We start from the raw sequence: 22,008 nt of genomic DNA, 5'->3' as shown, positions 1-22,008 counted from the left end.
GGGCGAGCTGGACCGGTCGCGGTGCGCGATCGACTCGGTCAGCGTCCGCGCGGGCAAAGGGGGAGCCGGCGGGCCCGAATCCTGTCGACCGCGGCAGGAACGGGTCGAAGATCCACTTGCTGGTGGTCGAGCGGACCGTGTCCTGGCTGAGCGGCTGCCGCAGCCTGCACCGCGAGCGCGCCCTGGAGGGTGAGCTGACCGCGCACCCGGGCTATGACAAGCACGATGCGGCCGGGAACAACTCGGGCAACTCGCGCAACGGCCGGGGTAAGGACAAGACCGTGCAGACGGGGGTCGGTCCGGTGCGCATCAGCGTGCCGCAGGGCCGGGCCGGGTCGTTCGAGCCGGTGCTGGTGTCCAAGCGGGCCGGGCGTGTGGCGGGTGGCCTGGACGACGGCCTCCGTCCATGGCGGACGCAGCCGCCTTATGATCGTTGATCGTCACTTATCAAGATCACCGGGGCGGCTGCGCTGCGTCACAGGGACCTCAACCCGACAAGATCACGATCTCCGACTGCCGTACTAGGAGGTGGATTTCCTTGCCGGGTGGATCGGGGATCTGCTGAAGCGCTCAGGTGCGATGTTCGTCCGTGGCGTGCGGCGAGACGGGCTGTCCGGGGTTCGGCTGGGATGGTGTGGGTGGTGGTTTCTGGCGGGTTGTGAAGATCGGAGGGATGGCGTGCTCCCGTGCGAGTGGGTGGTGCGGGGCGCTGCGGTGAGGGCTCCAAGTGGGCGGGCTGTGTGGTTGGGTGTTTGATCAGGTAAGTGGTGATTTGTGTGGTGGGCGTCGGTATCGATGGGGCAGTGATCGGGGGAATCGGGGGACCTTGATGGGTTTCGGCGACGTACCCTGCGGGGCATGAAGGGTCGGCCACTCCGCTACACACCGCGACGAGACGCAGGGTTGCACGCTTACGAGCGCGTGCTTGAGCACGCCGGGTTCTCGCCGGTGGCCGGTGTGGACGAGGCGGGGCGGGGCGCGTGCGCGGGGCCGCTCGTGGTGGGGGCGGTGATCCTTGCCGGGGGCAAGCGCGGGCGGATCGAGGGGCTGACCGATTCCAAGCTGCTCACGCCGGCACGGCGGGAGGAACTGTACGCCGAGATCACCGAGCGGGCCCTGGCGTGGAGCGTGATCGTCATCCCGTGCCATGACATCGACCGGATCGGCGTGCATCGGTGCAACATCACCGGGATGCGACGGGCGCTCGCGGCGCTGGAGCGGCGGCCCGCGTACGTGCTGAGCGACGGGTTCCCGGTGCCAGGGGTCGGCGTGCCCTCGCTGGCCGTGATCAAGGGGGATCAGGTGGCCGCGTGCGTGGCCGCGGCGTCGATCGTGGCCAAGGTCACCCGAGACCGGATCATGGTGGCGCTGCATGACCGGTACCCGCAGTACGGGTTCGACGAGCACAAGGGGTACGTCACGCGCGATCACTCTGCGGCACTGGCCGAACACGGTCCCTGTCCTGAGCATCGGTTCTCCTACGTCAATGTGGGGCGGGCGCTGCGTAAGAATGGAGAGGTGATGGCCATCGGGGAGGACGCCGGGGAGGATCTTCTGGGAGAGATCCCCGGCGACGGCCGGACTGAAGAAGGGGCACCAGCGTGAGCGCCGAGGATCTCGAGAAGTACGAGACCGAGATGGAGCTGCAGCTCTATCGCGAGTACCGCGACGTGGTCGGTCTGTTCACCTATGTCGTCGAGACCGAGCGGCGGTTCTACCTCACCAACTCGGTGGACCTTCAGGTGCGCAGCACCGAGAACGGCGAGGTCTACTTCGAGGTCACGATGCAGGACGCCTGGGTCTGGGACATGTACAGACCCGCCCGCTTCGTCAAGAACGTCCGTGTCGTTACGTTCAAGGACGTCAACGTCGAGGAACTTGCCAAGAGCGATTTCGAACTCCCCACCGATCAGTAGTCCCTTGATCTGGCGGCCCTCGTCAGGCGCCAGCCGGCGTCGGCGCGCTCGATGAACCCGCCGGCGGCGAGAAGACCGAGCTTGCCGTTCACCGAGAAGATGTCCATGCCCGCCTTGGCGGCGAGCTGCGCCGGGCCGGTCGTGCCACGGGACGGGAACGCCTCCAGCACCGCGCGGGTCGGCGGATCCAGGCGGTCGCGGGGCAGAACAGGGGCGCTCGGCCGCGGAGCCAGGTCGGTGCCCAGGTCGCCCACCGCCTCGATCACCTCGTCGGCGCAGGTGACCAGGATGGTCTCCGGATCCTCGCGCAGCAGCCGCAGGCATCCGGCCGATGAGCGGGAGTCGACCGGTCCGGGCACCACCATCAGCGCGCGTCCCAGCCTGCGCGCCCAGGCGGCGGTGTTGAGCGCCCCGCTGCGGCGCTCCGCCTCGACGATCACCGTGCCCCGGGAGAGCGCGGCGATCACCCGGTTCCGGACGAGGAAGCGGAGCCGCTGCGGCGGGGTGCCCGGCGGCGACTCGCTGATCAGCAGGCACCGTCTGGCCAGCTCCGCGAACAGCCCCTCGTTGCTGCTCGGGTAGGGGACGTCCACACCGTTGGCGAACACCGCCACGGTCGCTCCATCGGCGGCCAGGGCGCCTCGATGGGCCGCGCCGTCGATGCCGAGCGCGCCCCCCGAAACGACCGTCCAGCCACGCTCGGCCACTTCCGTGCTCATCTCAGCGGCCACCCGCAGTCCGTAGGGGGACGCGGCGCGGGATCCGACCATCGCGACCGAGCGCAGGCACCCGTACCGCAGGTCGGCCGGCCCGCGAAGCCACAGCGCGTAGGGACGCGCGGCGCCGAGGTCGTCGAGTGTGGTGGGCCATTCAGGATCACCCGGGCAGACCACGCGGATCCCCATACGCTCGCAGACGGCGAGATCCTCCTCGGGGGAGGCGGCCTTCAAACGGATCCGCCATTGATCGAACCGGCGCAGCTCTCCTTCGCTCACCTGGAGATCGGCGGGCGGTCGTCCGCTGCGAAGAGCGGCGAGGGCTCCCGGCGCGCCCGCGTGGTCAAGGATCCGGTTGAGGAACGCGTCCCCCGGTTCGGCCGCCGCGCAAAGCGCCGCCCGCGCCTCGCGCTCCTCCAGTCGCACCTGCTGGACGGGCTGATCGGCACGGGCGTCCAACGCGGATCTCTCCTGCGGTTCATGCGCGGCCGGTCCGGGCACGGGCTCACGCCCAGTGAGGTCGTCAGTCATGATCTCCTCCCGGTCCACAGGGCAAGGGCGCCGCCGACGTCGTCCTCGTTGGGCTGGTCGCGTCCGGCCAGATCGGCGATGGTCCAGGCGACGCGGAAGATCCGGTCGAAGCCGCGGACGCTGAGCGAGCCGTTCTGGAGCGCGGCATCGGCGGTGCGCATCGCCTCAGGTGGAGGCGTGAACCGGCGGCGCAACTCAGGACCCGGAATCTCGGAATTGAAGCGCCAGGGGGTGTCGGCGAGTCGTTGGGCGGCGCGTTCGCGTGCCTGCAGGACGCGTTCGGCGACGACCTCACTGGCCTCGGCGAACTCCAGGTCGTAGCGCAGTTCGGCACGGCTGGCGGGGGTCAGTTCGAGCTTGAGGTCGATACGGTCGAGGAGGGGGCCCGACAGCTTGCTGAGATAGCGGCGGCGCACACCCGGGGCGCAACAGCAGTCGACCTGCTTCGCGGCCGCGCAGGGACACGGATTGGCCGCCAGGACGAGGGTGAACCGGGCCGGAAAGCAGGCCGCGCCCTCGATGCGGGAAATCCTGACCTCTCCCTCTTCGAGCGGCTGGCGGAGCGCGTCCAGGGTGGTCCGCTGGAACTCGGGGGCCTCGTCAAGGAACAGGATGCCGTTGTGGGCCAGGGACACCGCGCCCGGCTGGATGTGCCGTCCGTGGCCACCCCCGACCATCGCGGCCGTGCTCGCGGTGTGGTGGGGCGCGTAGAAGGGCGGACGTGTGATCAGCGGCTGATCGCTGGGTAGCGCGCGGGCCACGGAATGGATCGCGGTGACCTTGAGCGCCTCCTCGCGGTCGAGCGGCGGCATGAGCGTGGGCAGGCGCTCGGCCAGCATCGTCTTGCCGCAGCCCGGGGGACCGGTGAAGAAGAGATGGTGCCCACCCGCGGCGCTGATCTCCAGGGCGCGGCGCGCCTCCGCCTGGCCCCGCACGTCCGCCAGATCGAGCGGGCCCCGGTTGCCTTGGCCGCTCAGGACCATCCCTTCGGTGATCGAATGCGGTGAGGCGTCCGAAGGTTCCTCGTCCTCCTCGATGGGCGGAGGCTCGTTCCGCAACAGGCACAGGAGCCCTCGCAGGCTCGACGCGGAGATCACCTGGAGATCGTCGACGAGCTCCGCCTCCGCCCTGTTGGCGCTGGGGACGACGACCGTCTTGCAGCCCGCCTGCGACGCGGCGAGCACGGCGGCCAGGGCTCCGGGGACGGCCCGCAGGCGCCCGTCCAGCCCCAGCTCGCCGATCACCACCAGGCCCTCACAGGACCGCGGCGGAATGGCCTCGGCGGCGGCCATCAAGGCCACGGCGATAGCGGCATCGAAGATCGAACCACGTTTGGGCAGGCTGGCCGGAAAGAGGGAGATGGTGACATGGCGATTGGGCCAATCCTCACCCGAGTTGTACACGGCGGCCCTGACCCTGTCACGCGCCTCGTTCAGCGCGGTGTCGGGAAGCCCGACCAGATGGAGCCCGGGAACCCCGCTGGTGATCGCGGCCTCCACGTCCACGACGAAGCCCTCCACGCCTACCAGCGACACCGAGCGTGTCTTGGCGAGCGCCACTCAGCACACCTCCCGCACGTGATCGACGATGAAGCCGTCCCGGTCGGTCACCAGGCCGAGCAGGTCCACGCCGACGTCGTCCTTGGGCACGCCGCGCGCGCTCGCCCATCGCCACGCCAGCCGCCTCAGCCGGACGGCCTTGCGCGGGGTGATCGCCTCCAGCGGATCCCCGTAGTCGGTGGAACTGCGGGTCTTCACCTCGCAGACGACATGGCGCACGCCGTCGTGGGCGATGATGTCGAGCTCGCCCTCGGAACACCGCCAGTTGCGTTCCAGGACCGTCCAGCCCTGCCCCGCCAGATAGGCGGCCGCGGCGTCCTCGCCGCGCTCTCCGAGGCTCTTGTTGGCGTTCATCGGGCCTCACCTCCGACCTATGACGCTGCCGGAGCGACCACCCGGGAACCATCACAACGTGAACCTGTGGATAACTTTCCGTTCTTGATCGATTACCTGAGGTGGTCGTTTATTGGGCGGATAGCGGGGCGTCATGTGGGGGGCAGGCAGGAGGACCTGACGAGCTTGGGGGTTTCGGGCGCGATGGCGTAGTGGTGTTGGCCGGTCGAGTGGCGTGGGGATTGGTGCTGTGACCGAAGTCGGGGTTTAGTGGGTGGCTAGCTTTCTGAGGGGGCCGTGTGACGGAAGCGGGCGATGGGGAACTGCCGGAGGCCGTGGCCGAGTTCGGGCGGTATCTGCGTGGGGAACGCGACGTATCGCCGCACACTTTGCGCGCGTACGAAGGGGACCTGCGAGACCTGTGCCGGTACGCGGCGGAGGTCGGTGTACGCAAAGTGAGCGAACTCGATGTCAACGTGCTGCGCGCCTGGCTCGCGCTTCAGCATGCGGACGGCCTGTCACGTGCCACGCTTGCCCGCCGCACCGCAGCCGCCCGAGCATTCACGGCCCACCTTCACCGGCGCAGGGTGATCACGCACGACCCCGGGCAACTGCTGGGCACGCCTAAGCGGCACCGCGACCTTCCCCGTGTGCTCGACCAGGACGAGGCGGCCCGGCTGCTGGACGAGATGGACGCCGAAGGCCCCCTGGGTCTCCGGGACCAGGCGGTGCTCGAACTCCTCTACGGAACGGGCGTTCGGGTCAGCGAACTCTGTGGCATGGACATCGACGACCTGGACACCGGCCGAGGGACCGTCCGCGTGCTCGGTAAGGGCGGCAAGGACCGAACGGTGCCCCTAGGCGAACCCGCGGCGCGCGCCGTGGCGACGTGGCTGTCCGCAGGACGTCCGGCGCTCGCGAACGAGCGCAGCGGGCCGGCCCTTTTCCTGGGCGCGCGCGGTGGACGCCTGCACGCCAACACCGTGCGCAGGATCGTTCACGGCCGGATCGCCGAGGTCGGGGATGTCCCAGACCTCGCGCCGCACGGGCTACGGCACAGCGCCGCCACCCACCTGCTCGAAGGCGGCGCCGACCTGCGAAGCGTCCAGGAAATCCTCGGACACGCGTCCCTCCAGACCACGCAGATCTACACCCACGTGACCCCGGAACGCCTCAGGCAGGTACACCGCCAAGCCCACCCCCGCGGCACCGAGTAAGCATCTCCGACAACGCCAAGCCACCCTCTGCGGAACCGAGCCGCACCCTGCGGTGCCGGGTCTCACCCTGCGACGTCGAGTCACACCCTGCGGAGCTCCGTCAGACCCTGCGGAGTCGGCTCGCGCCCGGCGGTGCTCACACCCTGCGGGCCGAAGTGGCCCTTGCGGTGCTGAGCCGCGCCCTGCACACCCCTGCGGAGCTCAGTTAGACCCTGTGGAGCTGGTTCGCGCCCGGTGGCGCTGGGTCACACCCCGCGGGCCGGAGCGGCATTTTGTGGTGTTGAGCTGCGCCTTGTGGTGCTGGGGTGCACTCAGGCGTTGGGTCACGCCCTTGCGGAGCTCAGTCAGGCCCGTGTGGAGTCGGCTCGCGCCCGGTGGCGCTGAGTCACCCCCTGGGAGGCCGGAGCGGCACCTTGCGGTGCTGAGGCGCACCCTGCGGGGCTTGAGCGCGCCTGCGGGGCTTCCGGGCCGCGTGGGATGGGCTGGTCGGGGTGGTGCTCCGCCACGGGCGCGTTCACTCCGAGTCGCGCCTTACGCGGCCGATGTCCCCTGTGGGGTCGTGTCGCGGCGGGGTTGGGTCGCGTTCTGCAGGACTGAGTCACGCCTTGCGGGTTAAGTCGCGTCCTGCGGGGTCGATCAATCTGCGAAGCCGAGTTAGTGGCTGCGGCGCTGAGCGGTGCCCAGCGGGCGAGTGAGACCCACGGGCGAGCTAGAGCCTTTGGTGCCTGCTGGCGCGGGGCTTGGGCTTGGTGGGTGGTCTGGGAGATTTGAGGTTGGGGTTGTGTGAGGTGGGACTGCGGCGTCGGTGGCCTTTCTGGTGGGGGCCTTCCCAGGGCCCTGGGTGAGGGGCCCTGGGAGGCGTGGGTCTAGCGGGCTCGGCGTATGCGGCGTTCGCGGCGTTCTTGGGTTAGGTCGATCACGCCCGGAGGGGGCGGGCGGCGGTTGCGGTTGAACTTCAGGAGTGAGATCAGGGTGAAGGTGAAGAGCATGCCCGCCAGGGCGCCGCCGCTGGCCGTGGTGGCGTCGCGGAGGTCCATCTGGGCCGACGGAGCCGGTGGATCGGGGGCGGACGTGGGGGCTCGCCAGTGGGGTAGCAGGCGTACCTGGGGCCGTACCAGAGGAAGGGGATCCAGGTAGGTGTCTCCCCGCAGCAGGCCCCAGTGCAGGCAGGGTGTGGCGCAGTGCGTGGACGGCTCTACGGTGCCGATGCGGGCGCCCGCCTTCACGGAGTGGCCCTTCTGGACGGCCGGTCGCACGGGGAGATAGGTGGTCCGTAGCGCTCCATGCGTTACGGCGACTATGCCTTGGCCCGCGAGACGTCCCGCGTAGGAGACCTCGCCGGGCGCCGCCGCGTACACCGGGAGGCCGGGACGGGCGGCGAGATCGACTCCCCGGTGGCCAGGGCCCCAAGGGGTCGCGGGAGGGGAGAAGGCGCGAAGGACCTGGGGGACGGGCGGGCCCAGCGGCCAGTGCCATTCGTGGGGTGGGAGCGGGGCTCCGAGGGGCAGCGAGCAGGCCAGAAGCAGCGTGATCAGCGTCATATCGGCAGTCTGGCGGGCGCCCGAAGGCGTGGCCCAGGGGGTTCGCCAACTGTGGATAACCCTTGTGATCGGGGGTTTCCCGGCGGTCTCCGCGCCCTGATAACCTAGGCGGGTGTTCGAATGGGCACCGGTCAAGGCTTGGCCGTCGCTCGAACGGCCGTCACGGCCTGGTGAGCGGGAAGCCGTTCCATTACCGAGCGGACAGGCCACGGGCCCGGGGATCGATCCCCGGCCAGCGGTCGTGTCCGCGACCGAATTCACGCGTCCGCCGGCCACCTGCTTCGCTTGGTGGGGCGCAATCCCTCGGTCCGTCATCCCGGTGACGGCGGGGTTGTGTCCGGACGCGGGCGACCAACCAAACGTGGCCCGGTAACGGGCCGGACAAGGAGAGTACGGGCTCATGGCACCCGTCGTCACGATGCGGCAGCTGCTCGAAAGCGGCGTTCACTTCGGCCACCAGACCCGCCGGTGGAACCCGAAGATGAAGCGGTTCATCCTCACCGACCGCAACGGCATCTACATCATCGACCTGCAGCAGTCGCTGTCCTACATCGACCGCGCCTACGAGTTCGTCAAGGCGACGGTCGCTCACGGCGGCACGATCCTGTTCGTCGGCACCAAGAAGCAGGCGCAGGAGACCATCTCCGAGCAGGCCACGCGTGTCGGCATGCCGTACGTCAACCAGCGCTGGCTGGGCGGCATGCTCACCAACTTCTCGACCGTCCACAAGCGGCTCACCCGGCTCAAGGAGCTGGAGGAGATCAACTACGACGATGTCGCCGGCTCCGGAATGACCAAGAAGGAGCTCCTGGGGCTGCGCCGCGAGAAGGACAAGCTGGAGCGCACCCTCGGCGGTATCCGCGACATGGCCAAGGTGCCCAGCGCCGTCTGGATCGTGGACACCAAGAAGGAGCACATCGCGGTCAACGAGGCCAAGAAGCTCGGCATCCCCGTGGTGGCGATCCTGGACACCAACTGCGACCCCGACGAGGTCGACTACCCGATCCCGGGCAACGACGACGCGATCCGCAGCGTCAGCCTGCTGACCCGGGTGGTCGCCGACGCGGTCGCGGACGGCCTGATCGCCCGCGCGGGCGCCGCGACCGGCGGGGACAAGCCGGCCGAGGGCGGGGTCGGCGCGTCCGAGCCGCTGGCCGAGTGGGAGCGCCAGCTCCTGGAGAACCAGGAGCAGCCCTCCGCTGAGGCCGCGCAGGCCGCCGAGGCCAAGCCGGCCGAGGGTGCCGCGCCCGAGGCCGCCCCGGAGGCTTCCGAGGGCGCGTCCGCGGAGGCCGCTCAGGACCGCTCCCAGGGCGCCGGGCAGAGCTGACGGCGACGCATGGCCCCAGGGCAAGGTGACCGTCGCGTCCTGGGGCCGTGCTCGTAAGGGTGCTGTGCGTCCGCCTGCCGCCCCTGGCCAGGCCAGTCCCTGGCTGGCGGAGGCGCGGCCGGTCTTGAGGCATCGGGTGTCGTGGTCGGAAGATCCCATGGAACAGTTCGGTCCGCGGAATGGTTTATTCCGTGAAGGAAGTGCTCCAGGTCCGGCTGTCCGGGGTAGGGGTCCCAGCGGACCAGTGGACGTGGGCCCGCCCTACGACCAGATCCGGTACGCGGCGCGCGGGCCTTGCCACCTGACGGTGCGGTCGCGTTCCGGACGGATACCGGTCGCCGAAGTCTCCCGCGCACGGCACCCGTGGTCCAGCGAACGAGGGCAGGCTCCTCCGTAGGGCCCACAGCCCGGCGGACGAGCGGCCAATGACGTCCGGCGGAACGCGCTCCGCCGGGTACTTCCACTTCACCAGACGTCCCACCACGACAGAGACGAAGAGAGCGATGGCGAACTTCACCGCCGCTGACGTCAAGCGGCTCCGCGAGCTGACCGGCTCCGGCATGATGGCCTGCAAGAACGCGCTGACCGAGGCCGAGGGCGACTTCGACAAGGCGGTCGAGCTGCTGCGCCTCAAGGGTGCCAAGGACGTGGGCAAGCGCGCCGAGCGCACCGCCGGCAACGGCCTGGTCGCCCAGTACTTCGCCAGTGACGGCGACGGCGCGATCCTGGAGCTCAACTGCGAGACCGACTTCGTGGCCAAGAACGAGCAGTTCATCCAGCTGGCCGACCGGCTCGCCGAGTTCGCGGTCACCAGCGGTGCCGCCGACACCGCGGCGCTGCTGGGAGCCGAGATCGAGCCGGGCAAGACCGTCCAGGCGCTGATCGAGGAGAACAGCGCGAAGATCGGCGAGAAGCTGGAGCTGCGCCGCTTCGCCCACTTCACCGGCGAGTACGTGACCAGCTACATGCACAAGTCCGACCCGTCGCTGCCGCCGACCACCGGCGTGCTGGTCGAGCTGGACACCGCGAACCCCGAGGTGGCCAAGGACATCGCCCAGCAGATCGCGGCGATGGCGCCCAAGTACCTCTCCCGTGAGGAGATCCCGGCCGAGGCGGTCGAGAAGGAGCGGGCGCTGGCCGAGCAGCTCACCCGCGAGGAGGGCAAGCCCGAGCAGGCCATCCCGAAGATCGTCGAGGGCCGGGTCAACGCCTACTTCCGCGACCTGGTGCTGCTGGAGCAGGCGTTCGTCAAGGAGCCCAAGAAGACCATCTCCAAGGTTCTGGACGAGGCGGGCGTGAAGGTCAAGCGCTTCGCCCGCTTCAAGGTCGGCCAGGTCTGATCGGCGGTCCTCCGACCCCTCCGATCAGGCCCTGCGATCTGTTAGGTGGCGTCCGCCCGGGCCATGGCCCCGTTCTCCGAACGGGGCCTTTCGGCGGACATGGCCGGGATCGGGCGGCTCGGAGGGGCCGGGCGGCGCGGCGAATCCCGGCCGATTGTCGGTGCCAGGGCGTAGGGTCCTGGACAACCGGTGCGGGGCGAGATGGGTCTGGTGCGGCCCGGCACGCCGTGGGGGATGACCCGTGGCGGGCCGGTCGCGGTATCGGGGCGCGTTCGGGACGTTCGGGGCATATCAGGGTGTGCCGGGCGGCTTCCGGTGTCCTGGACGGGTTACGCCTTAGGGTGTCCCCGGGGTGGCCGGACGGCCTGCGTCCGGCCGGGGGGCTCGGGTTGTGCCCGGTCCGGGGGTGCCTGCCCGTCTCACGTCCAGATGGGACGAGGTGTGAGCGCCTTTCGGCCTGTCCCGTTCGTCCAGGAAAGGGGCCCGGAACGGAGGGCCGCCACGGGCCGGTGAGGGTCGCACGACGAGAACCGCCAGTTGAGAGGGCATCCTGGAGACAGGGGCCCGACGAAGCCCACCAGACGCCGTTACAAGCCGTTACGAGGAGGCCGCTGACGTGCCGGAGCCAACGACCAGTGATCCGACGGCGGCAGCGCCACCGGGTCAGCACGCCCCCCTCGCGGGCTGGAAGCGGGTGCTGCTGAAGCTCTCGGGCGAGGCGTTCGCGGGACGCGAACCGCTGGGAATCGACCCGGAGGTCGTGCAGCACGTCGCCGAGGCGATCGCCGAGGCCGTCAGGGAGGGCGTCCAGGTCGCGGTGGTGTGCGGCGGAGGCAACATGTTCCGCGGCGCGGCGCTGGCGGAGCGCGGCATGGATCGCGGCCGCGGCGACTACATGGGCATGATCGGGACGGTGATCAACTGCCTGGCCCTCCAGGACTTCCTGGAGAAACTCGGCCTGGACACGCGGGTGCAGACGGCGATCACCATGAGCCAGGTGGCCGAGCCGTACATCCCCCGCCGCGCCATCAGGCACCTGGAGAAGGGGCGCGTGGTGATCTTCGGGGCGGGCCTTGGCCAGCCGTTCTTCTCCACCGACACCACGGCCGCGCAGCGCGCGCTGGAGATCGGCGCGGAGGCGGTCCTCAAGGCCACTCAGGTCGACGGCGTGTACGACGCCGACCCGCGTAAGAATCCTGACGCGGTGAAGTTCGACCGTTTGGAATACGGTGAGGTTCTACAAAGGGGCCTGAAGGTCATGGACGCCACGGCCATCAGCCTCTGCATGGACAACGCACTGCCCATCGTGGTCTTCGACCTCATGGGCCAGGGCAACATCGTACGGGCCGTCCGGGGTGAGAAGATCGGCACGCTGGTCAGTCCGGCGGACGGCTGATCCGGCCCGTTCGCCCGTACGAACACCGACCGGCAGGATAGAACCGGCAGGGACAGGGGCCGAGCAGATGACACGGGAGCCGAAGTGATCGACGAGACCCTCCTCGAGGCAGAGGAGAAGATGGAGAAGGCGGTCGCGGTCGCCAAGGAGGACTTCCAGGCCATCCGCACCGGCCGGGTCACCCCCGCCATGTTCAACAAGATCACCGCGGAGTACTACGGGACGCCGACGCCGATCAACCAGCTGGCGTCGTTCACGCTGCCCGAGCCGCGGATGGTGATCGTCCAGGTCTTCGACAAGTCCTCCATGCAGGCGGTGGAGCGCGCCATCCGCGAAAGCGACCTCGGCGTCAACCCCACCAACGACGGCAACGTCATCCGGGTGGTGTTCCCGGAGCTGTCGGAGGAGCGGCGCCGGGAGTTCATCAAGGTCGCGGGCACCAAGGCCGAGGACAGCCGGATCGCCATCCGCAACATCCGGCGGCGGGCCAAGGAGACCCTGGACAAGATGGCCAAGGACGGCGAGGCCGGGGAGGACGAGGTCCGGCGTGCCGAGAAGGAGCTCGAGGACCTCACGCACCGGTATGTCGCGCAGATCGACGAGCTCCTTGAGCACAAGAAGGCCGAGCTGCTCGAGGTTTGATGAGACTCGACCGTACCGGGGGGCCCGCGGGCTCCCCGGGCGAGCCTGAGGCGTCCGGTCCCGGCGCTGCCGGTGCCCGCGACTCGGGCCTGCCCCCTGCGACCCCAGCACCGCCTGCCGCCGCCGTACGGCCCGAGGCCGTCACCGCGCCCCAGGCCATGGACGGCGTGGCCGACCCCGCTCCCGCACCGGATCCCGAGGGGCCCGGCTCGGAACCAACCGGCCCGGCAGAGCCCGGCCCTGAGAAGCCGGCCGCAGAGAATCAGGGCGTCGACGAGCCGGGACCCGAGGCCCCGGCCCCGAAGACGCTGGGCTCCGCGGATGACCTCGCGGGCTCGGCCGCCTCTTCGCAGGCCGCCGGGATGGGCGAATCGACGGGTCCCGGACCTTCGACGGGCGCCCCGAGTTCGCCCTCCGCGCGTCCACAGTCCCAGGACGCGGGCGGCACGTCCGCGCCCGAGCGCGACCCCGGAACGCCCCCCGAGCGCGACCCCGCGACGCCTGCCGGGCACGACCCCGCGACGCCTTCCGGGCACGACCCCGCGACGCCCCCGGAGCACGGCGCCGGCACGCCTTCCGGGCGCGAGCCCGCGGCCTCCTCCCAGAGCGGCGGCGACGTGCCACCGGGCAAGGCCACCAGCACAGGCCCGGCCGCAAGCGATACCCCTCCAAACGCCACCGCGCCGCGGACTCCTGGATCCGGGGAGCCGAAGACGTCCCGTACGGGGCGGAACCTGCCCCTGGCGATCGGTGTCGGGGTCGCGCTGGGCGGGATGGTCCTGGCGTCCTTGTACTACGTCAAGGAACTCTTCCTTGTCGTCATGATGCTCTTCCTCGTCCAGGGCCTGCGGGAACTGGCGGAGGCGTTCAGCGCGCGGAGCATCAGGATCCCCGTGCCGCCACTGTACGCCGGCATGGTCGCCGCGCCGCTGGCCGCGTACGTCTGGGGGCCTGAGGCGCTGGTGGCCGCGGTGGCGCTGGCCATCCTCGCGTCGCTGGTGTGGCGGATGGCCGAAGGCCCCGCCGAAGGCTACGTACCGGACGCCACGGCCGCGGTGTTCGCCGCCGGATACCTCGTCCTGATGGGCGGGATCGTGGCACTGCTGATCGCGCCTGAGGACGGCGACCACCGCATCGTTATCTTCATCGCGGTGACGATCGCGAGCGACATCGGCGGCTACTTCGCCGGAACGTTCTTCGGACGGCACAAGCTCGCCCCCGCGATCAGCCCGAAGAAGACCTGGGAGGGCGTGACCGGGTCCGCGCTGGCCTGCATGCTGGTCGGCGCGTGGCTGGTGTGGTGGCTGCTGGACGGGGGCGCGCTCTGGCACGGCGTGGTCATCGGAGCCGCGGCCGTGGTGACCGCCACCGCGGGGGACCTCATCGTCTCGATGCTCAAACGCGACCTCGGCATCAAGGACATGGGCAGCCTGCTCCCCGGCCACGGCGGCGTGATGGACCGCCTCGACTCACTGGTGGCCACGGCCCCCGTGGTGTGGCTGCTGCTGGAGGTCTTCGTCCCCTCGTCCCAGTAGAGGTCCGGGCGTCCGGCGGAGCCGTCACGAGTCCTCTCCGGGACGGGGGTCAGGAGATCACCCAGGAGCGGTTCTGCTGGGCGAGGCGGCGGATCAGCGCGTCGGAGCCCTCGTTCTTGGCGTAGCGGTGTTCCTCGCCCGTGATGGGCACCAGCCACAGCCACCGCACGGGGTCGCCTTCGGTCGACAGGCCCGTGAGGCCGGGAACGACCGGCCCCGCGAGACGGCTCGGGTCGTCCAGGAGGAGGACGCCTTCCCATGCGGCCTCTCCCGTGCCCAGCGGGAAGGTGTGGGCCTCGTGGTACCACTTGACCACGTCCCCGGTGGCGAACCAGGTCACGACCCGCCACGGGTACTGGGCGAGCCAGGGGAAGATGCTTCCCGCCCGTTGGCTGGGCAGGGTCGTGGCAACGGCGAGCTCGATGCGGCTGTAGGGGGCGACGTCGTCCTCGTACAGCTCGACCGTGGGCATCCGCTGGCGGCTCATGCCGACCGTGCTCAGGATGGTGAATTCGCGGTCTCCGCTAGCGGGACGTTCGGTCACGCCTACGACAGGGGCCCCGGCCTTGACTCCGCCGCTGCCACTGTTGGGCAGTTGCCGTCCCACATCGTGCCAGTAGTGCCCGCCGGGGCCGAGACGCTGGAGCAGGTGTCCCAGAACCGATTGCTGGAAATCGGCCCAGGAACCGTCCGCCTCGCAGACCTTCCAGTGGTCGCGGGCACGGTCGATGCGCGGGCCGAAGTTCTCGATCTCGTCGTCCAGTGGGAAGGCGAAAGGGCTCTGGCCTGTCACGTCCCGGTTGTAGCCGGGGATGCCGCGGCCGATGTCGGACCATCCGGGGATGACGCAGAGCGGCTCGCCCTCCTCCAGGACGGCCACCCCGTCCCCTTCCTCGAACCACACGACCTCAAGCGCGTCCCAATCGGGCATTGGACGTCCCTCGGGATGGCGTGTGTGCGAGGCGGGCAGCATTGGGGCCTCACCGCCGTTCAGTCGCGCCTGATCCGGCTCGGCCGGTGCCGCCTGGTGGTTGGCGAGCCAGACGGCACCGACCACCGCGTCCCTGGCGTCCTTGAGATAGGCGGCGCTGACCGTTCCGTCGGTCTCGATGACGAGGCGGCGGCTCCCGTAGGGGCTGACTTCGGTCCGGACGGTCGTGGTGGCGCCCCGGCCCGCGGCGTGCCCCCTTCGGAATACCGACATGATCGCGACTTTACCGCCTGGCCTCCGGCCACGATGGCGTCTTCACACCCCTGCCGGATGACCGGATCGCGTCTGCGCGCGTGCCGTCGTGACCGGCGCACGCCAAAGGGTTTGCCACACTGGAGGAACCATGTCTGTCACCCCTGAACCAGCCGCGACCACCGTCCCGTCCGGCGACGCGGCCCCCACCACACTTCCCACGGCAGCCGCCGGGTCGGGGAAGACGCCGCCGAAGCTGGTTTTCGCGGCCCCACGGCGTGCGAAGCCGCCGCGTCACCTGGCGGACCTCAGCACGGCCGAACGCCGCGAAGCGGTGGCCGCCCTGGGGGAGAAGCCTTTCCGGGCGGACCAGCTGTCGCGGCACTACTTCTCCCGTCTCGCGGACGATCCGTCCCAGATGACCGACCTTCCGGCCAAGATCCGCGAACGTCTGGCGGCGGAGTTGCTGCCACCGCTCCTCACCCCGCTGCGTGAGCTGGACTGCGACGGCGGGACGACGTTGAAGACGGTCTGGAGGGCCTTCGACGGCGTCCTGTTCGAGTCGGTTCTGATGCGCTACCCGGACCGCACCACGATGTGCGTGTCCTCGCAGGCCGGCTGCGGCATGAACTGCCCGTTCTGCGCGACGGGGCAGGCCGGGCTGACCCGCAACCTGTCCACGGCGGAGATCGTGGAACAGGTCGCGGCGGGAGCCCGCGCGATGGCCCGCGGCCGCGTCCCGGGCGGTCCCGGACGGGTGTCCAACATCGTGTTCATGGGCATGGGGGAGCCGCTGGCCAACTACAAGGCCGTGCTGGGCGCCATCCACAGGATCACCGACCCCGCGCCCGCCGGGCTGGGCATCTCGCGGCGTTCGGTCACGGTGTCCACGGTCGGCCTGGTCCCGGCGATCGAGAAGCTGGCCGCCGAGGACCTGCCGGTGCGGCTCGCCGTCTCCCTGCACGCCCCCGACGACGAGTTGCGGGACGAGCTCGTCCCGATCAACAACCGGTGGAAGGTCGCCGAGGTCCTGGACGCGGCCTGGGCGTACGCGGAACGCAGCGGGCGCCGCGTGTCGATCGAATACGCCTTGATCAAGGACGTGAACGACCAGTCGTGGCGGGCCGATCTGCTGGGAAGGCTCTTGCGCGGACACCTCGTTCACGTCAATCTGATCCCGTTGAACCCGACTCCGGGGTCGAGATGGACCGCCTCCCGGCCGCAGGACGAGCGGGAGTTCGTGCGAAGGCTGGAGGCCCACGGGGTGCCGGTCACGGTCCGCGACACCAGGGGAAGGGAGATCGACGGCGCCTGCGGCCAGCTGGCCGCCACCACGAAGGGGTGAGTGAGTGGTGGGCCCGGACGGACGGGGAGCGGAGATACCCTTGATCACGGAGACGCGGCTGCCCGTGGCGCTGCGGGGCTACGACAGGACCCAGGTGGACGCGCTGCTCGAACGCATCACCGCGACGCTCCGCCACGGGCGCTGGGGCGTGACCGCCGACGACGTGCGCCGCACCCGGTTCGACGTCGTGCTGCGCGGCTACGACCAGCGTGCGGTGGACGAACTGCTGCAAGAGGCGATCCGCGAGCTGCAGTCGACCGGGCCGATCGGGTACCGGCCCCGCCGGCCCCAGGTCCACCCGGGATGGCTGATCGGGTGGATCCAGAACGCGAAGTTCCCCAGCTCGGGGATGCGTGCGGGCTACGACGTCCGGGACGTGGACGCCTTCCTCGACCGCGTCGTCGCCGGTCTGCGCGGGTATGCCACGCCGATGACCGCCCGGGACATCCGGGAATGCGCCTTCCGTACCGTGCGGATCGGCCATGGCTACGACGAGGCCGAGGTCGACCGCTTCCTCCTGCAACTCGCGGCGGCCCTTGAACGGCACTGACCCGGCTCACGAAGTTATCCACAATCGCATGCGGGCCTGGCGCCAGCACTCCAGCGCGGGGACGCTGGGTGCATGGACCGCTACGAAGCGCAGCTTCCGATGCTGCGTTCCCTCTTCGGCATCTTCCTCGCCCCCGGGATCACCGAGGCGCTGCTCCGGTTAGTCCGACCCGCTGTCCGGCTCGCCACCGGCGGCGACGCGAGGGTACGGCTGGGAGGGTCCCCGCTGCTCCCGCCCGGCGAGCCGTGGCCGACCTGGCAAGGCCGCCCCCTCGACTACCTGGGTGCGGTCGACTTCGCCCGGCTGCCCCGCCTGCCTTGCCTTCCGCCTCGGGGCACGTACGCCTTCTACTACGTGAACGACCTGCCGCGTCCCTGGGGTGACGATCCCTCGCAGCGTGGCGCCTGGAGAGTCTTCACCGGCGAGCTGCGCCCCACCGCGGCCCCGCCCGAAGTCACACCCTCGCCGGAGCGCCCCCTCGGGGCAGCCGCCTTCCTGTCGCTCCCCTCACCGCAAGAGCCGATCCTGCGACGACTGGACGGCTCGTACAGCGGGGTCCTCTCCGTGTACGAGCAGCTTTATGCGGCCTGGCAGCAGTACGTCTGGCCTGACCACGTCCCCGTTCACCAGGTAGGTGGCTGGCCCGCCTTGGTTCAGCGCCCTCTCGGCCCCGACTGCCACTGCGCCTCCACCGGCCGCGACATCGAAGCCACACCCCTCTCCCCGGAAGAGGCGACGACCCTCGCCGACGAGTGGCGCCTCCTCCTCCAACTCGACTCCGACCCCCACCTCGGCTGGCACTGGGGCGAACCCGGCCGCATCTACTTCTGCACCCACCAAAACGACCCCACAGAGTCCACCTGGCTAACCCTCCAAGCCACCCCCTAACCACCACCTCCAGAACACCGCCCCAAAGTGCCCGGAGCCCATTGTTCGGGGTCGCGATGCCCCGGGGCTTCCCGTCCCGAAGTCGGAGGAAGTGAGCTAGCCGTGTCGAATGTCGTTGTGGCCCGTGATCCGGGTACCGGTGGGGCTTATCCGCTGGACCGTGACCGTACCGGTCTTGTCGGCCGCTTGTGGAGTGGCGGGTCACCTGGGCTGAGTGGGTTCTCCGGTGGGTCAGGTGAGTTCGGCTTGGAGGGTTTCCGTAATGGGGCGGCGGGCGCCCAGGCGGGCGGGGATCGCGGTGAGTGCCGCGACCACAAGTGCGGTCGCCAGCACCAAGACGAGCATCTGCCAAAGGGAGGGAAACGTGGCCCTGTCGCTCTCACCGTCGGTGATCACCATGATGGCGGCGAACAGACCGAAGCCTCCGGGGAAGATGCCCAGCAGGGCGCCGGCGAGCGCGGGCAGTACCTGGGCGGCGGCCAGTCCGGCGCTCACCTCGCCAGGGGTCGCGCCCAGGGCGCGTGCGAGCGCGGACGAATGCCGGTTGTCGAGCACGGTCGCCCAGGTGATGAAGACGGCGTTGACCGCCGTCAGGGCGAGCAACGTGACCATCACGATGAGGAGAACCCGCCTCAGCAGTTCCACCTGGGCCTCGTCATATCCGGTGGCGAGCGGCCCGTCGGCGAGGAAGGTGTCGAGGATCAGCGCGACGAAGATTCCGCTGAGCGTGATCGCGATGCTGACCACGGTCAGCACGGCACGGCGCGGTCGGCGGGCGGAGATCCGCAAGGCGAGGAGCAGCGGGACGGGCAGTCGGGCCGACATCGCGATGAGCCAACCGGTGCGGCGGGGTGGGCGCGCGGAGTCGGCGAGCGCGTTGACGGTGCTGGAGCGGGCGGCGCGCACGGCCGGGACGACGGTCGCGACCGCCGCGACCACGAGTGCCACCGCGGTCACCGAACCGAACGTGGACCAGGTCATCGACGGTGTGCCCGCGCTGCCGATGAGACCGGCGCCGGACTCGGTGAGCAACGGGGCGGTGAGCGACCCGATCGCCAACCCGGCCACGGCCGCGACGAGCGCCACGAGCACATACTCCGCGAGCAGCACCGTGGCGATCAGACCCGGTGTGCCGCCGACCGCCTTGAGGAGTCCGACGCGCCTGGTCTGGTCCGCCATCCGCCCGCTGACCAGCACCGAAACGCTGGCCACGGCGAGCAGGCCGAGCAGCCAGGCTCCGATCATCAGCAGGATCTGGGTGTCTCTGGCCACTTCGGTGGCCTCCAGGAGGATGTTCTCCCACGGTTCCAGGTGAGGGGCGATGCCCGGATGCCCCTGGATGTTGGCCTCGGCGAACGCCTCGGCCTTCCCGGGCTCGGCCAGCTTCAGGTTCATCACGTAGGCCAAGGAGCCCGGGTCCGGCGTAAGGCTCCGTACATCCGCCTGGGTGAGCCAGACCAGCCCAGGGTTGCGCAATACGTCCGCGGGCGGTTCGGTGTCGGCCCGTCCACCGGCAGCGGGGCCGCTCATGCAGGGGAAGATGCAGGACGCTCCCGGATAGGGCGTCATGGCGGCGGTGACCGCAAGCCCGGCGACCTTGAACGACCGACCGTTCAGGGTGACCGGATCACCAACGCGCGCGTCGAGCGCGTTGGCGAAGGCGGCTTCGAGTACCACGCCGCCATCCCTGACCCATCCGCCCTGGACCACTTCGGGCTGGTCGACGGGCGCGGGCGCGGCGTCCCGTCCCACGGCTTGCACGTCCGACGTGCGGCCGGACGTCTGGAGCTTCGCGGCGGCGACCGGGTACGGGCCGCTGTGGTCGATGACGCCCTGGGCACGGGTCAGCTTCCGAAGGTCGGAAAGCTGGTGGGCGTCGACGCTGGCTACCACGTCGGGTCCCTTGGTCGCCTCGCGGGTGCTCTGGTACGGGTCGGCTGCCGCGTCCCGCAGGACGAGCCCGAGCGTCAGCGTCGTGGTGGCCGTCACCATGGCGAGCAGCAGAAGCGCGGCCTCGCCACGACGCCGCCGCAGGTCACGCGCGGCCAGGCGGGCGACGAGCACCATGCGGCTCACGAGCAGCGCGCAGCGGCCCATGGTCCTCAGTCCTCCAGCCCGACGAAGGCCCCGAGCTGTCCGGTGGTGCCACCGGACAGCCGGGTCTCGTCCACGAAGGCGCCATCACGCATCGAGATCATCCGATCCGCGGTGGCCGCGATCCGCGCGTCGTGGGTGACGACGACCAGCGTCTGCCCGGACTGGTGCAGGTTTTCGAAGAGCTGGAGGACGTCCAGGGTGGCGGCGCTGTCCAGGTTCCCGGTCGGCTCGTCGGCGAGAACGACCGACGGCTCGTTGCTCAACGCCCGGGCGATCGCGACCCGCTGCCGCTGGCCGCCCGACAGCGCCGAGGGCAGGAAACGAGCCCGGTCGGCGAGCCCGACCTGCTCCAGCAACTCCTCCGCGCGCCGTCTGGCGGACCGCGGCGAGCGTCCCGCGAGCAGCGCGGCGAGTTCGACGTTCTCGATGGCGGTGAGTTCCTCCATCAGATGGAACGCCTGGAAGACGAAGCCGACATCGGTGCGCCGCATCCGGGCAAGGGTCCTTTCAGTGAGGTCGTCGATACGGCGGCCGTTCAGCGACACCTCTCCACCCGAGGGCCGGTCCAGCCCTCCCAGCAGGTGCAGCAGTGTTGACTTCCCGCAGCCGCTCGGCCCCATCACCGCCACCGTCTCTCCAGCGCCGACGTCGAGATCGACTCCATCGACGGCGCGTACTAAGCCTTCTCCCTTGCCGTGCACCTTCCGCAGCCCACGGGCGCGAAGCACGGGCGTAGCGGCGCCGTCGTTCACGATCCACTCCTTCGGTGGGTCCAGCTCTTCTCACATGCTTCGAGCCAGCGCAGATCCGCCTGGAGCCGGAGCACGATGCCCTCCAGCAGCAGCGCCGCGTCCCAGCGGTCCCGCGCGGCCATGGCGGCGCGCTGAGCGTCACGCAGCCGGCGCAGGAGCTCACGGCGCTGGGTGTCGACGATGGCGATCGGGTCCGCCAGCCTGGCCGCCGCGGCGGCGATCAGCTTGAGATGGAACTCCGCGAGGTCGGGCTTGGGCCAGTCCACCTCCGAGATCCACTCGGCGACCCGCCGCTGCCCATCGGGTGTCAGCGCGTACACCTTGCGATCCGACCGGTCGGCGCCGCCCGGAGCCTTCTCCACCGCCACAAGCCCGGCCTTCTCCAGCCGGGTCAGCGTGACGTAGACGTGCCCGGCGTTCATCGCCTCCCCGAGGGGGCCGAGCGCCTCACGCAACCGCGCGCGCAGCTGGTACCCGTGCGAAGGCTCCTTGGCCAGCATCGCCAGGATCACTTCCTGCTGCATGACGCCTCCCGTCTAACCGTTAGCTCAATATAACGGTTATCCTCCCATCCACTGTCAAGCCCCAATGAACGAACCCACCGCCCCAAGACCTACCGGACCCGGCTCAACCAGCGAATTGAGGCAGACCTCGATGCAGGGAATCGCGTCAGCAGCCTGACAACCGGTCAGCGGCAGCCCAGGCCCGACCGGCTCCAGCGCCCGACGCAAGGCGCCAGAGCTTCCCAGCACCTGTGCATGGACGTCCCCGGATCCGGTTGGCCCGGATCTGGTCGGCCCGGTTCTTGTTTGGACCCGGTCCCTGTCGGATCTGGTCTCGGCTGGACCGGTCCTGGTCGGGCCCGGTCCCGACTGGCCCGGTCCCTGTCGGACTTGTTCTCGGTTGGCAGGATCCGTTCGGACTCGGCCCCGGTTGGGCCGGTCCCGGTCGGATCTGTTGCCGATTGACCCGGTGCCTCTCGGATCTGGTCCCGGCTGACCCGGTCCCTGTCGGACCTGTTTCCGGACGGCCGGTCCCTGTCGGATCTGGTCCCGACCGGCCGGTCCCGGTTGGGCCTGGTCTCGACTGGCCGATCCCGGTTGGATTCGATCCCGGTTGGGCCGGTCCCGGTCGGATCTG

At 70.1% G+C, this 22,008-nt stretch carries 20 protein-coding genes and 1 pseudogene; 13 read left to right on the top strand and 8 right to left on the bottom strand.

The genetic code is table 11. The annotated features are described in order from the left end of the window. The 4 genes and pseudogenes from ACGWYJ_RS36585 to ACGWYJ_RS36570 all read left to right on the top strand — a co-directional run. A pseudogene (locus ACGWYJ_RS36585) lies at window positions 1–185 on the top strand (IS5/IS1182 family transposase); the annotation flags it as partial. Continuing rightward, on the top strand, window positions 165–437 hold the full coding sequence (locus ACGWYJ_RS36580; RefSeq protein ID WP_395111152.1) for a transposase: 273 nt from the start codon (window positions 165–167) through the stop codon (window positions 435–437). The pseudogene ACGWYJ_RS36585 and the gene ACGWYJ_RS36580, both read left to right, overlap by 21 nt. A 421-nt stretch (window positions 438–858) precedes the next feature. Beyond that, window positions 859–1,605, top strand: a complete 747-nt coding sequence (locus tag ACGWYJ_RS36575; RefSeq protein WP_395111151.1) for a ribonuclease HII — start codon at window positions 859–861, stop codon at window positions 1,603–1,605. Further along, window positions 1,602–1,916 carry a DUF2469 domain-containing protein gene (locus ACGWYJ_RS36570; protein WP_395111150.1) on the top strand — a complete coding sequence of 105 codons (315 nt, stop codon included), beginning with the start codon at window positions 1,602–1,604 and terminating at the stop codon, window positions 1,914–1,916. Before ACGWYJ_RS36575 ends, ACGWYJ_RS36570 begins: the two co-directional genes overlap by 4 nt. Here ACGWYJ_RS36570 and dprA read toward each other — a convergent pair. From dprA to ACGWYJ_RS36555, 3 genes are read right to left on the bottom strand one after another with little or no spacing between them, the layout of a single operon-like run. Beyond that, complete coding sequence (gene dprA, locus ACGWYJ_RS36565; protein ID WP_395111149.1) at window positions 1,910–3,163, bottom strand: DNA-processing protein DprA; 1,254 nt, start codon at window positions 3,161–3,163, stop codon at window positions 1,910–1,912. The two genes, ACGWYJ_RS36570 and dprA, sit on opposite strands and share 7 nt — an antisense overlap. Continuing rightward, entirely contained in the window at window positions 3,160–4,722 is a 1,563-nt protein-coding gene (locus tag ACGWYJ_RS36560; RefSeq protein ID WP_395111148.1) for a YifB family Mg chelatase-like AAA ATPase, read from the bottom strand. Before ACGWYJ_RS36560 ends, dprA begins: the two co-directional genes overlap by 4 nt. Further along, a complete protein-coding gene (locus ACGWYJ_RS36555; RefSeq protein ID WP_395111147.1) occupies window positions 4,723–5,076 on the bottom strand; it encodes a YraN family protein in 354 nt (117 codons plus the stop codon). A gap of 278 nt (window positions 5,077–5,354) precedes the next feature. Between ACGWYJ_RS36555 and ACGWYJ_RS36550 the strand changes: the two genes are divergently transcribed. Continuing rightward, window positions 5,355–6,272, top strand: a complete 918-nt coding sequence (locus ACGWYJ_RS36550; RefSeq protein WP_395111146.1) for a tyrosine recombinase XerC — start codon at window positions 5,355–5,357, stop codon at window positions 6,270–6,272. A gap of 866 nt (window positions 6,273–7,138) precedes the next feature. Here the strand turns inward: ACGWYJ_RS36550 and ACGWYJ_RS36545 are convergent. Continuing rightward, window positions 7,139–7,813, bottom strand: coding sequence for a M23 family metallopeptidase (locus ACGWYJ_RS36545; protein WP_395111145.1), 675 nt, complete (start codon window positions 7,811–7,813; stop codon window positions 7,139–7,141). 400 nt (window positions 7,814–8,213) lie between these two features. On the opposite strand from ACGWYJ_RS36545, the gene rpsB reads away from it, so the two are divergent. The 5 genes from rpsB to ACGWYJ_RS36520 all read left to right on the top strand — a co-directional run bounded on the left by rpsB (window position 8,214) and on the right by ACGWYJ_RS36520 (window position 14,053). Further along, entirely contained in the window at window positions 8,214–9,140 is a 927-nt protein-coding gene (gene rpsB, locus ACGWYJ_RS36540; RefSeq protein WP_395111144.1) for a 30S ribosomal protein S2, read from the top strand. Window positions 9,141–9,643: 503 nt separating this feature from the next. Continuing rightward, entirely contained in the window at window positions 9,644–10,480 is an 837-nt protein-coding gene (gene tsf / locus ACGWYJ_RS36535; protein WP_395111143.1) for a translation elongation factor Ts, read from the top strand. Window positions 10,481–11,096: 616 nt separating this feature from the next. Continuing rightward, window positions 11,097–11,876, top strand: coding sequence for a UMP kinase (gene pyrH / locus ACGWYJ_RS36530; protein WP_285698721.1), 780 nt, complete (start codon window positions 11,097–11,099; stop codon window positions 11,874–11,876). Between the two features lie 84 nt (window positions 11,877–11,960). Continuing rightward, complete coding sequence (gene frr / locus ACGWYJ_RS36525; protein ID WP_395111142.1) at window positions 11,961–12,518, top strand: ribosome recycling factor; 558 nt, start codon at window positions 11,961–11,963, stop codon at window positions 12,516–12,518. Then, on the top strand, window positions 12,518–14,053 hold the full coding sequence (locus ACGWYJ_RS36520; RefSeq protein WP_395111141.1) for a phosphatidate cytidylyltransferase: 1,536 nt from the start codon (window positions 12,518–12,520) through the stop codon (window positions 14,051–14,053). The genes frr and ACGWYJ_RS36520 overlap by 1 nt, the downstream gene beginning before the upstream one ends. Window positions 14,054–14,102: 49 nt before the next feature. Here ACGWYJ_RS36520 and ACGWYJ_RS36515 read toward each other — a convergent pair whose 3' ends face one another. Then, a complete protein-coding gene (locus tag ACGWYJ_RS36515) occupies window positions 14,103–15,257 on the bottom strand; it encodes a suppressor of fused domain protein (RefSeq protein WP_395111140.1) in 1,155 nt (384 codons plus the stop codon). A gap of 130 nt (window positions 15,258–15,387) precedes the next feature. On the opposite strand from ACGWYJ_RS36515, the gene rlmN reads away from it, so the two are divergent. The 3 genes from rlmN to ACGWYJ_RS36500 all read left to right on the top strand — a co-directional run bounded on the left by rlmN (window position 15,388) and on the right by ACGWYJ_RS36500 (window position 18,019). Next, a complete protein-coding gene (gene rlmN, locus ACGWYJ_RS36510; protein ID WP_395111139.1) occupies window positions 15,388–16,581 on the top strand; it encodes a 23S rRNA (adenine(2503)-C(2))-methyltransferase RlmN in 1,194 nt (397 codons plus the stop codon). Window positions 16,582–16,621: 40 nt separating this feature from the next. Next, window positions 16,622–17,131, top strand: a complete 510-nt coding sequence (locus ACGWYJ_RS36505; protein ID WP_395111138.1) for a DivIVA domain-containing protein — start codon at window positions 16,622–16,624, stop codon at window positions 17,129–17,131. Window positions 17,132–17,203: 72 nt separating this feature from the next. Next, window positions 17,204–18,019, top strand: coding sequence for a YwqG family protein (locus ACGWYJ_RS36500; RefSeq protein ID WP_395111137.1), 816 nt, complete (start codon window positions 17,204–17,206; stop codon window positions 18,017–18,019). A 231-nt stretch (window positions 18,020–18,250) separates the two neighbouring features. Here ACGWYJ_RS36500 and ACGWYJ_RS36495 read toward each other — a convergent pair whose 3' ends face one another. From ACGWYJ_RS36495 to ACGWYJ_RS36485, 3 genes are read right to left on the bottom strand one after another with little or no spacing between them, the layout of a single operon-like run. Continuing rightward, on the bottom strand, window positions 18,251–20,116 hold the full coding sequence (locus ACGWYJ_RS36495) for an FtsX-like permease family protein (RefSeq protein ID WP_395111136.1): 1,866 nt from the start codon (window positions 20,114–20,116) through the stop codon (window positions 18,251–18,253). 5 nt (window positions 20,117–20,121) lie between these two features. Beyond that, window positions 20,122–20,868, bottom strand: a complete 747-nt coding sequence (locus tag ACGWYJ_RS36490) for an ABC transporter ATP-binding protein (protein WP_395111135.1) — start codon at window positions 20,866–20,868, stop codon at window positions 20,122–20,124. Next, a complete protein-coding gene (locus tag ACGWYJ_RS36485) occupies window positions 20,865–21,392 on the bottom strand; it encodes a PadR family transcriptional regulator (protein WP_395111134.1) in 528 nt (175 codons plus the stop codon). The genes ACGWYJ_RS36490 and ACGWYJ_RS36485 overlap by 4 nt, the downstream gene beginning before the upstream one ends. Window positions 21,393–22,008 lie beyond the last annotated feature (616 nt).

The organism is Actinomadura sp. SCN-SB (assembly GCF_043906805.1).
Classification (GTDB): Bacteria; Actinomycetota; Actinomycetes; order Streptosporangiales; family Streptosporangiaceae; genus Spirillospora.
The sequence above is the reverse complement of the archived record's forward strand: the minus strand, read 5'-3'. Positions and strand labels throughout refer to the sequence as shown.

Excerpts from the sequence above, each read along its gene's own strand:
- ACGWYJ_RS36575 (WP_395111151.1), top strand. The coding sequence starts at position 859 with ATGAAGGGTCGGCCACTCCGCTACACACCGCGACGAGACGCAGGGTTG.
- dprA (WP_395111149.1), bottom strand. The coding sequence starts at position 3,163 with ATGACTGACGACCTCACTGGGCGTGAGCCCGTGCCCGGACCGGCCGCG.
- ACGWYJ_RS36555 (WP_395111147.1), bottom strand. The coding sequence starts at position 5,076 with ATGAACGCCAACAAGAGCCTCGGAGAGCGCGGCGAGGACGCCGCGGCC.
- ACGWYJ_RS36545 (WP_395111145.1), bottom strand. The coding sequence starts at position 7,813 with ATGACGCTGATCACGCTGCTTCTGGCCTGCTCGCTGCCCCTCGGAGCC.
- rpsB (WP_395111144.1), top strand. The coding sequence starts at position 8,214 with ATGGCACCCGTCGTCACGATGCGGCAGCTGCTCGAAAGCGGCGTTCAC.
- tsf (WP_395111143.1), top strand. The coding sequence starts at position 9,644 with ATGGCGAACTTCACCGCCGCTGACGTCAAGCGGCTCCGCGAGCTGACC.
- ACGWYJ_RS36520 (WP_395111141.1), top strand. The coding sequence starts at position 12,518 with ATGAGACTCGACCGTACCGGGGGGCCCGCGGGCTCCCCGGGCGAGCCT.
- ACGWYJ_RS36515 (WP_395111140.1), bottom strand. The coding sequence starts at position 15,257 with ATGTCGGTATTCCGAAGGGGGCACGCCGCGGGCCGGGGCGCCACCACG.
- rlmN (WP_395111139.1), top strand. The coding sequence starts at position 15,388 with ATGTCTGTCACCCCTGAACCAGCCGCGACCACCGTCCCGTCCGGCGAC.
- ACGWYJ_RS36500 (WP_395111137.1), top strand. The coding sequence starts at position 17,204 with ATGGACCGCTACGAAGCGCAGCTTCCGATGCTGCGTTCCCTCTTCGGC.
- ACGWYJ_RS36495 (WP_395111136.1), bottom strand. The coding sequence starts at position 20,116 with ATGGGCCGCTGCGCGCTGCTCGTGAGCCGCATGGTGCTCGTCGCCCGC.
- ACGWYJ_RS36485 (WP_395111134.1), bottom strand. The coding sequence starts at position 21,392 with ATGCAGCAGGAAGTGATCCTGGCGATGCTGGCCAAGGAGCCTTCGCAC.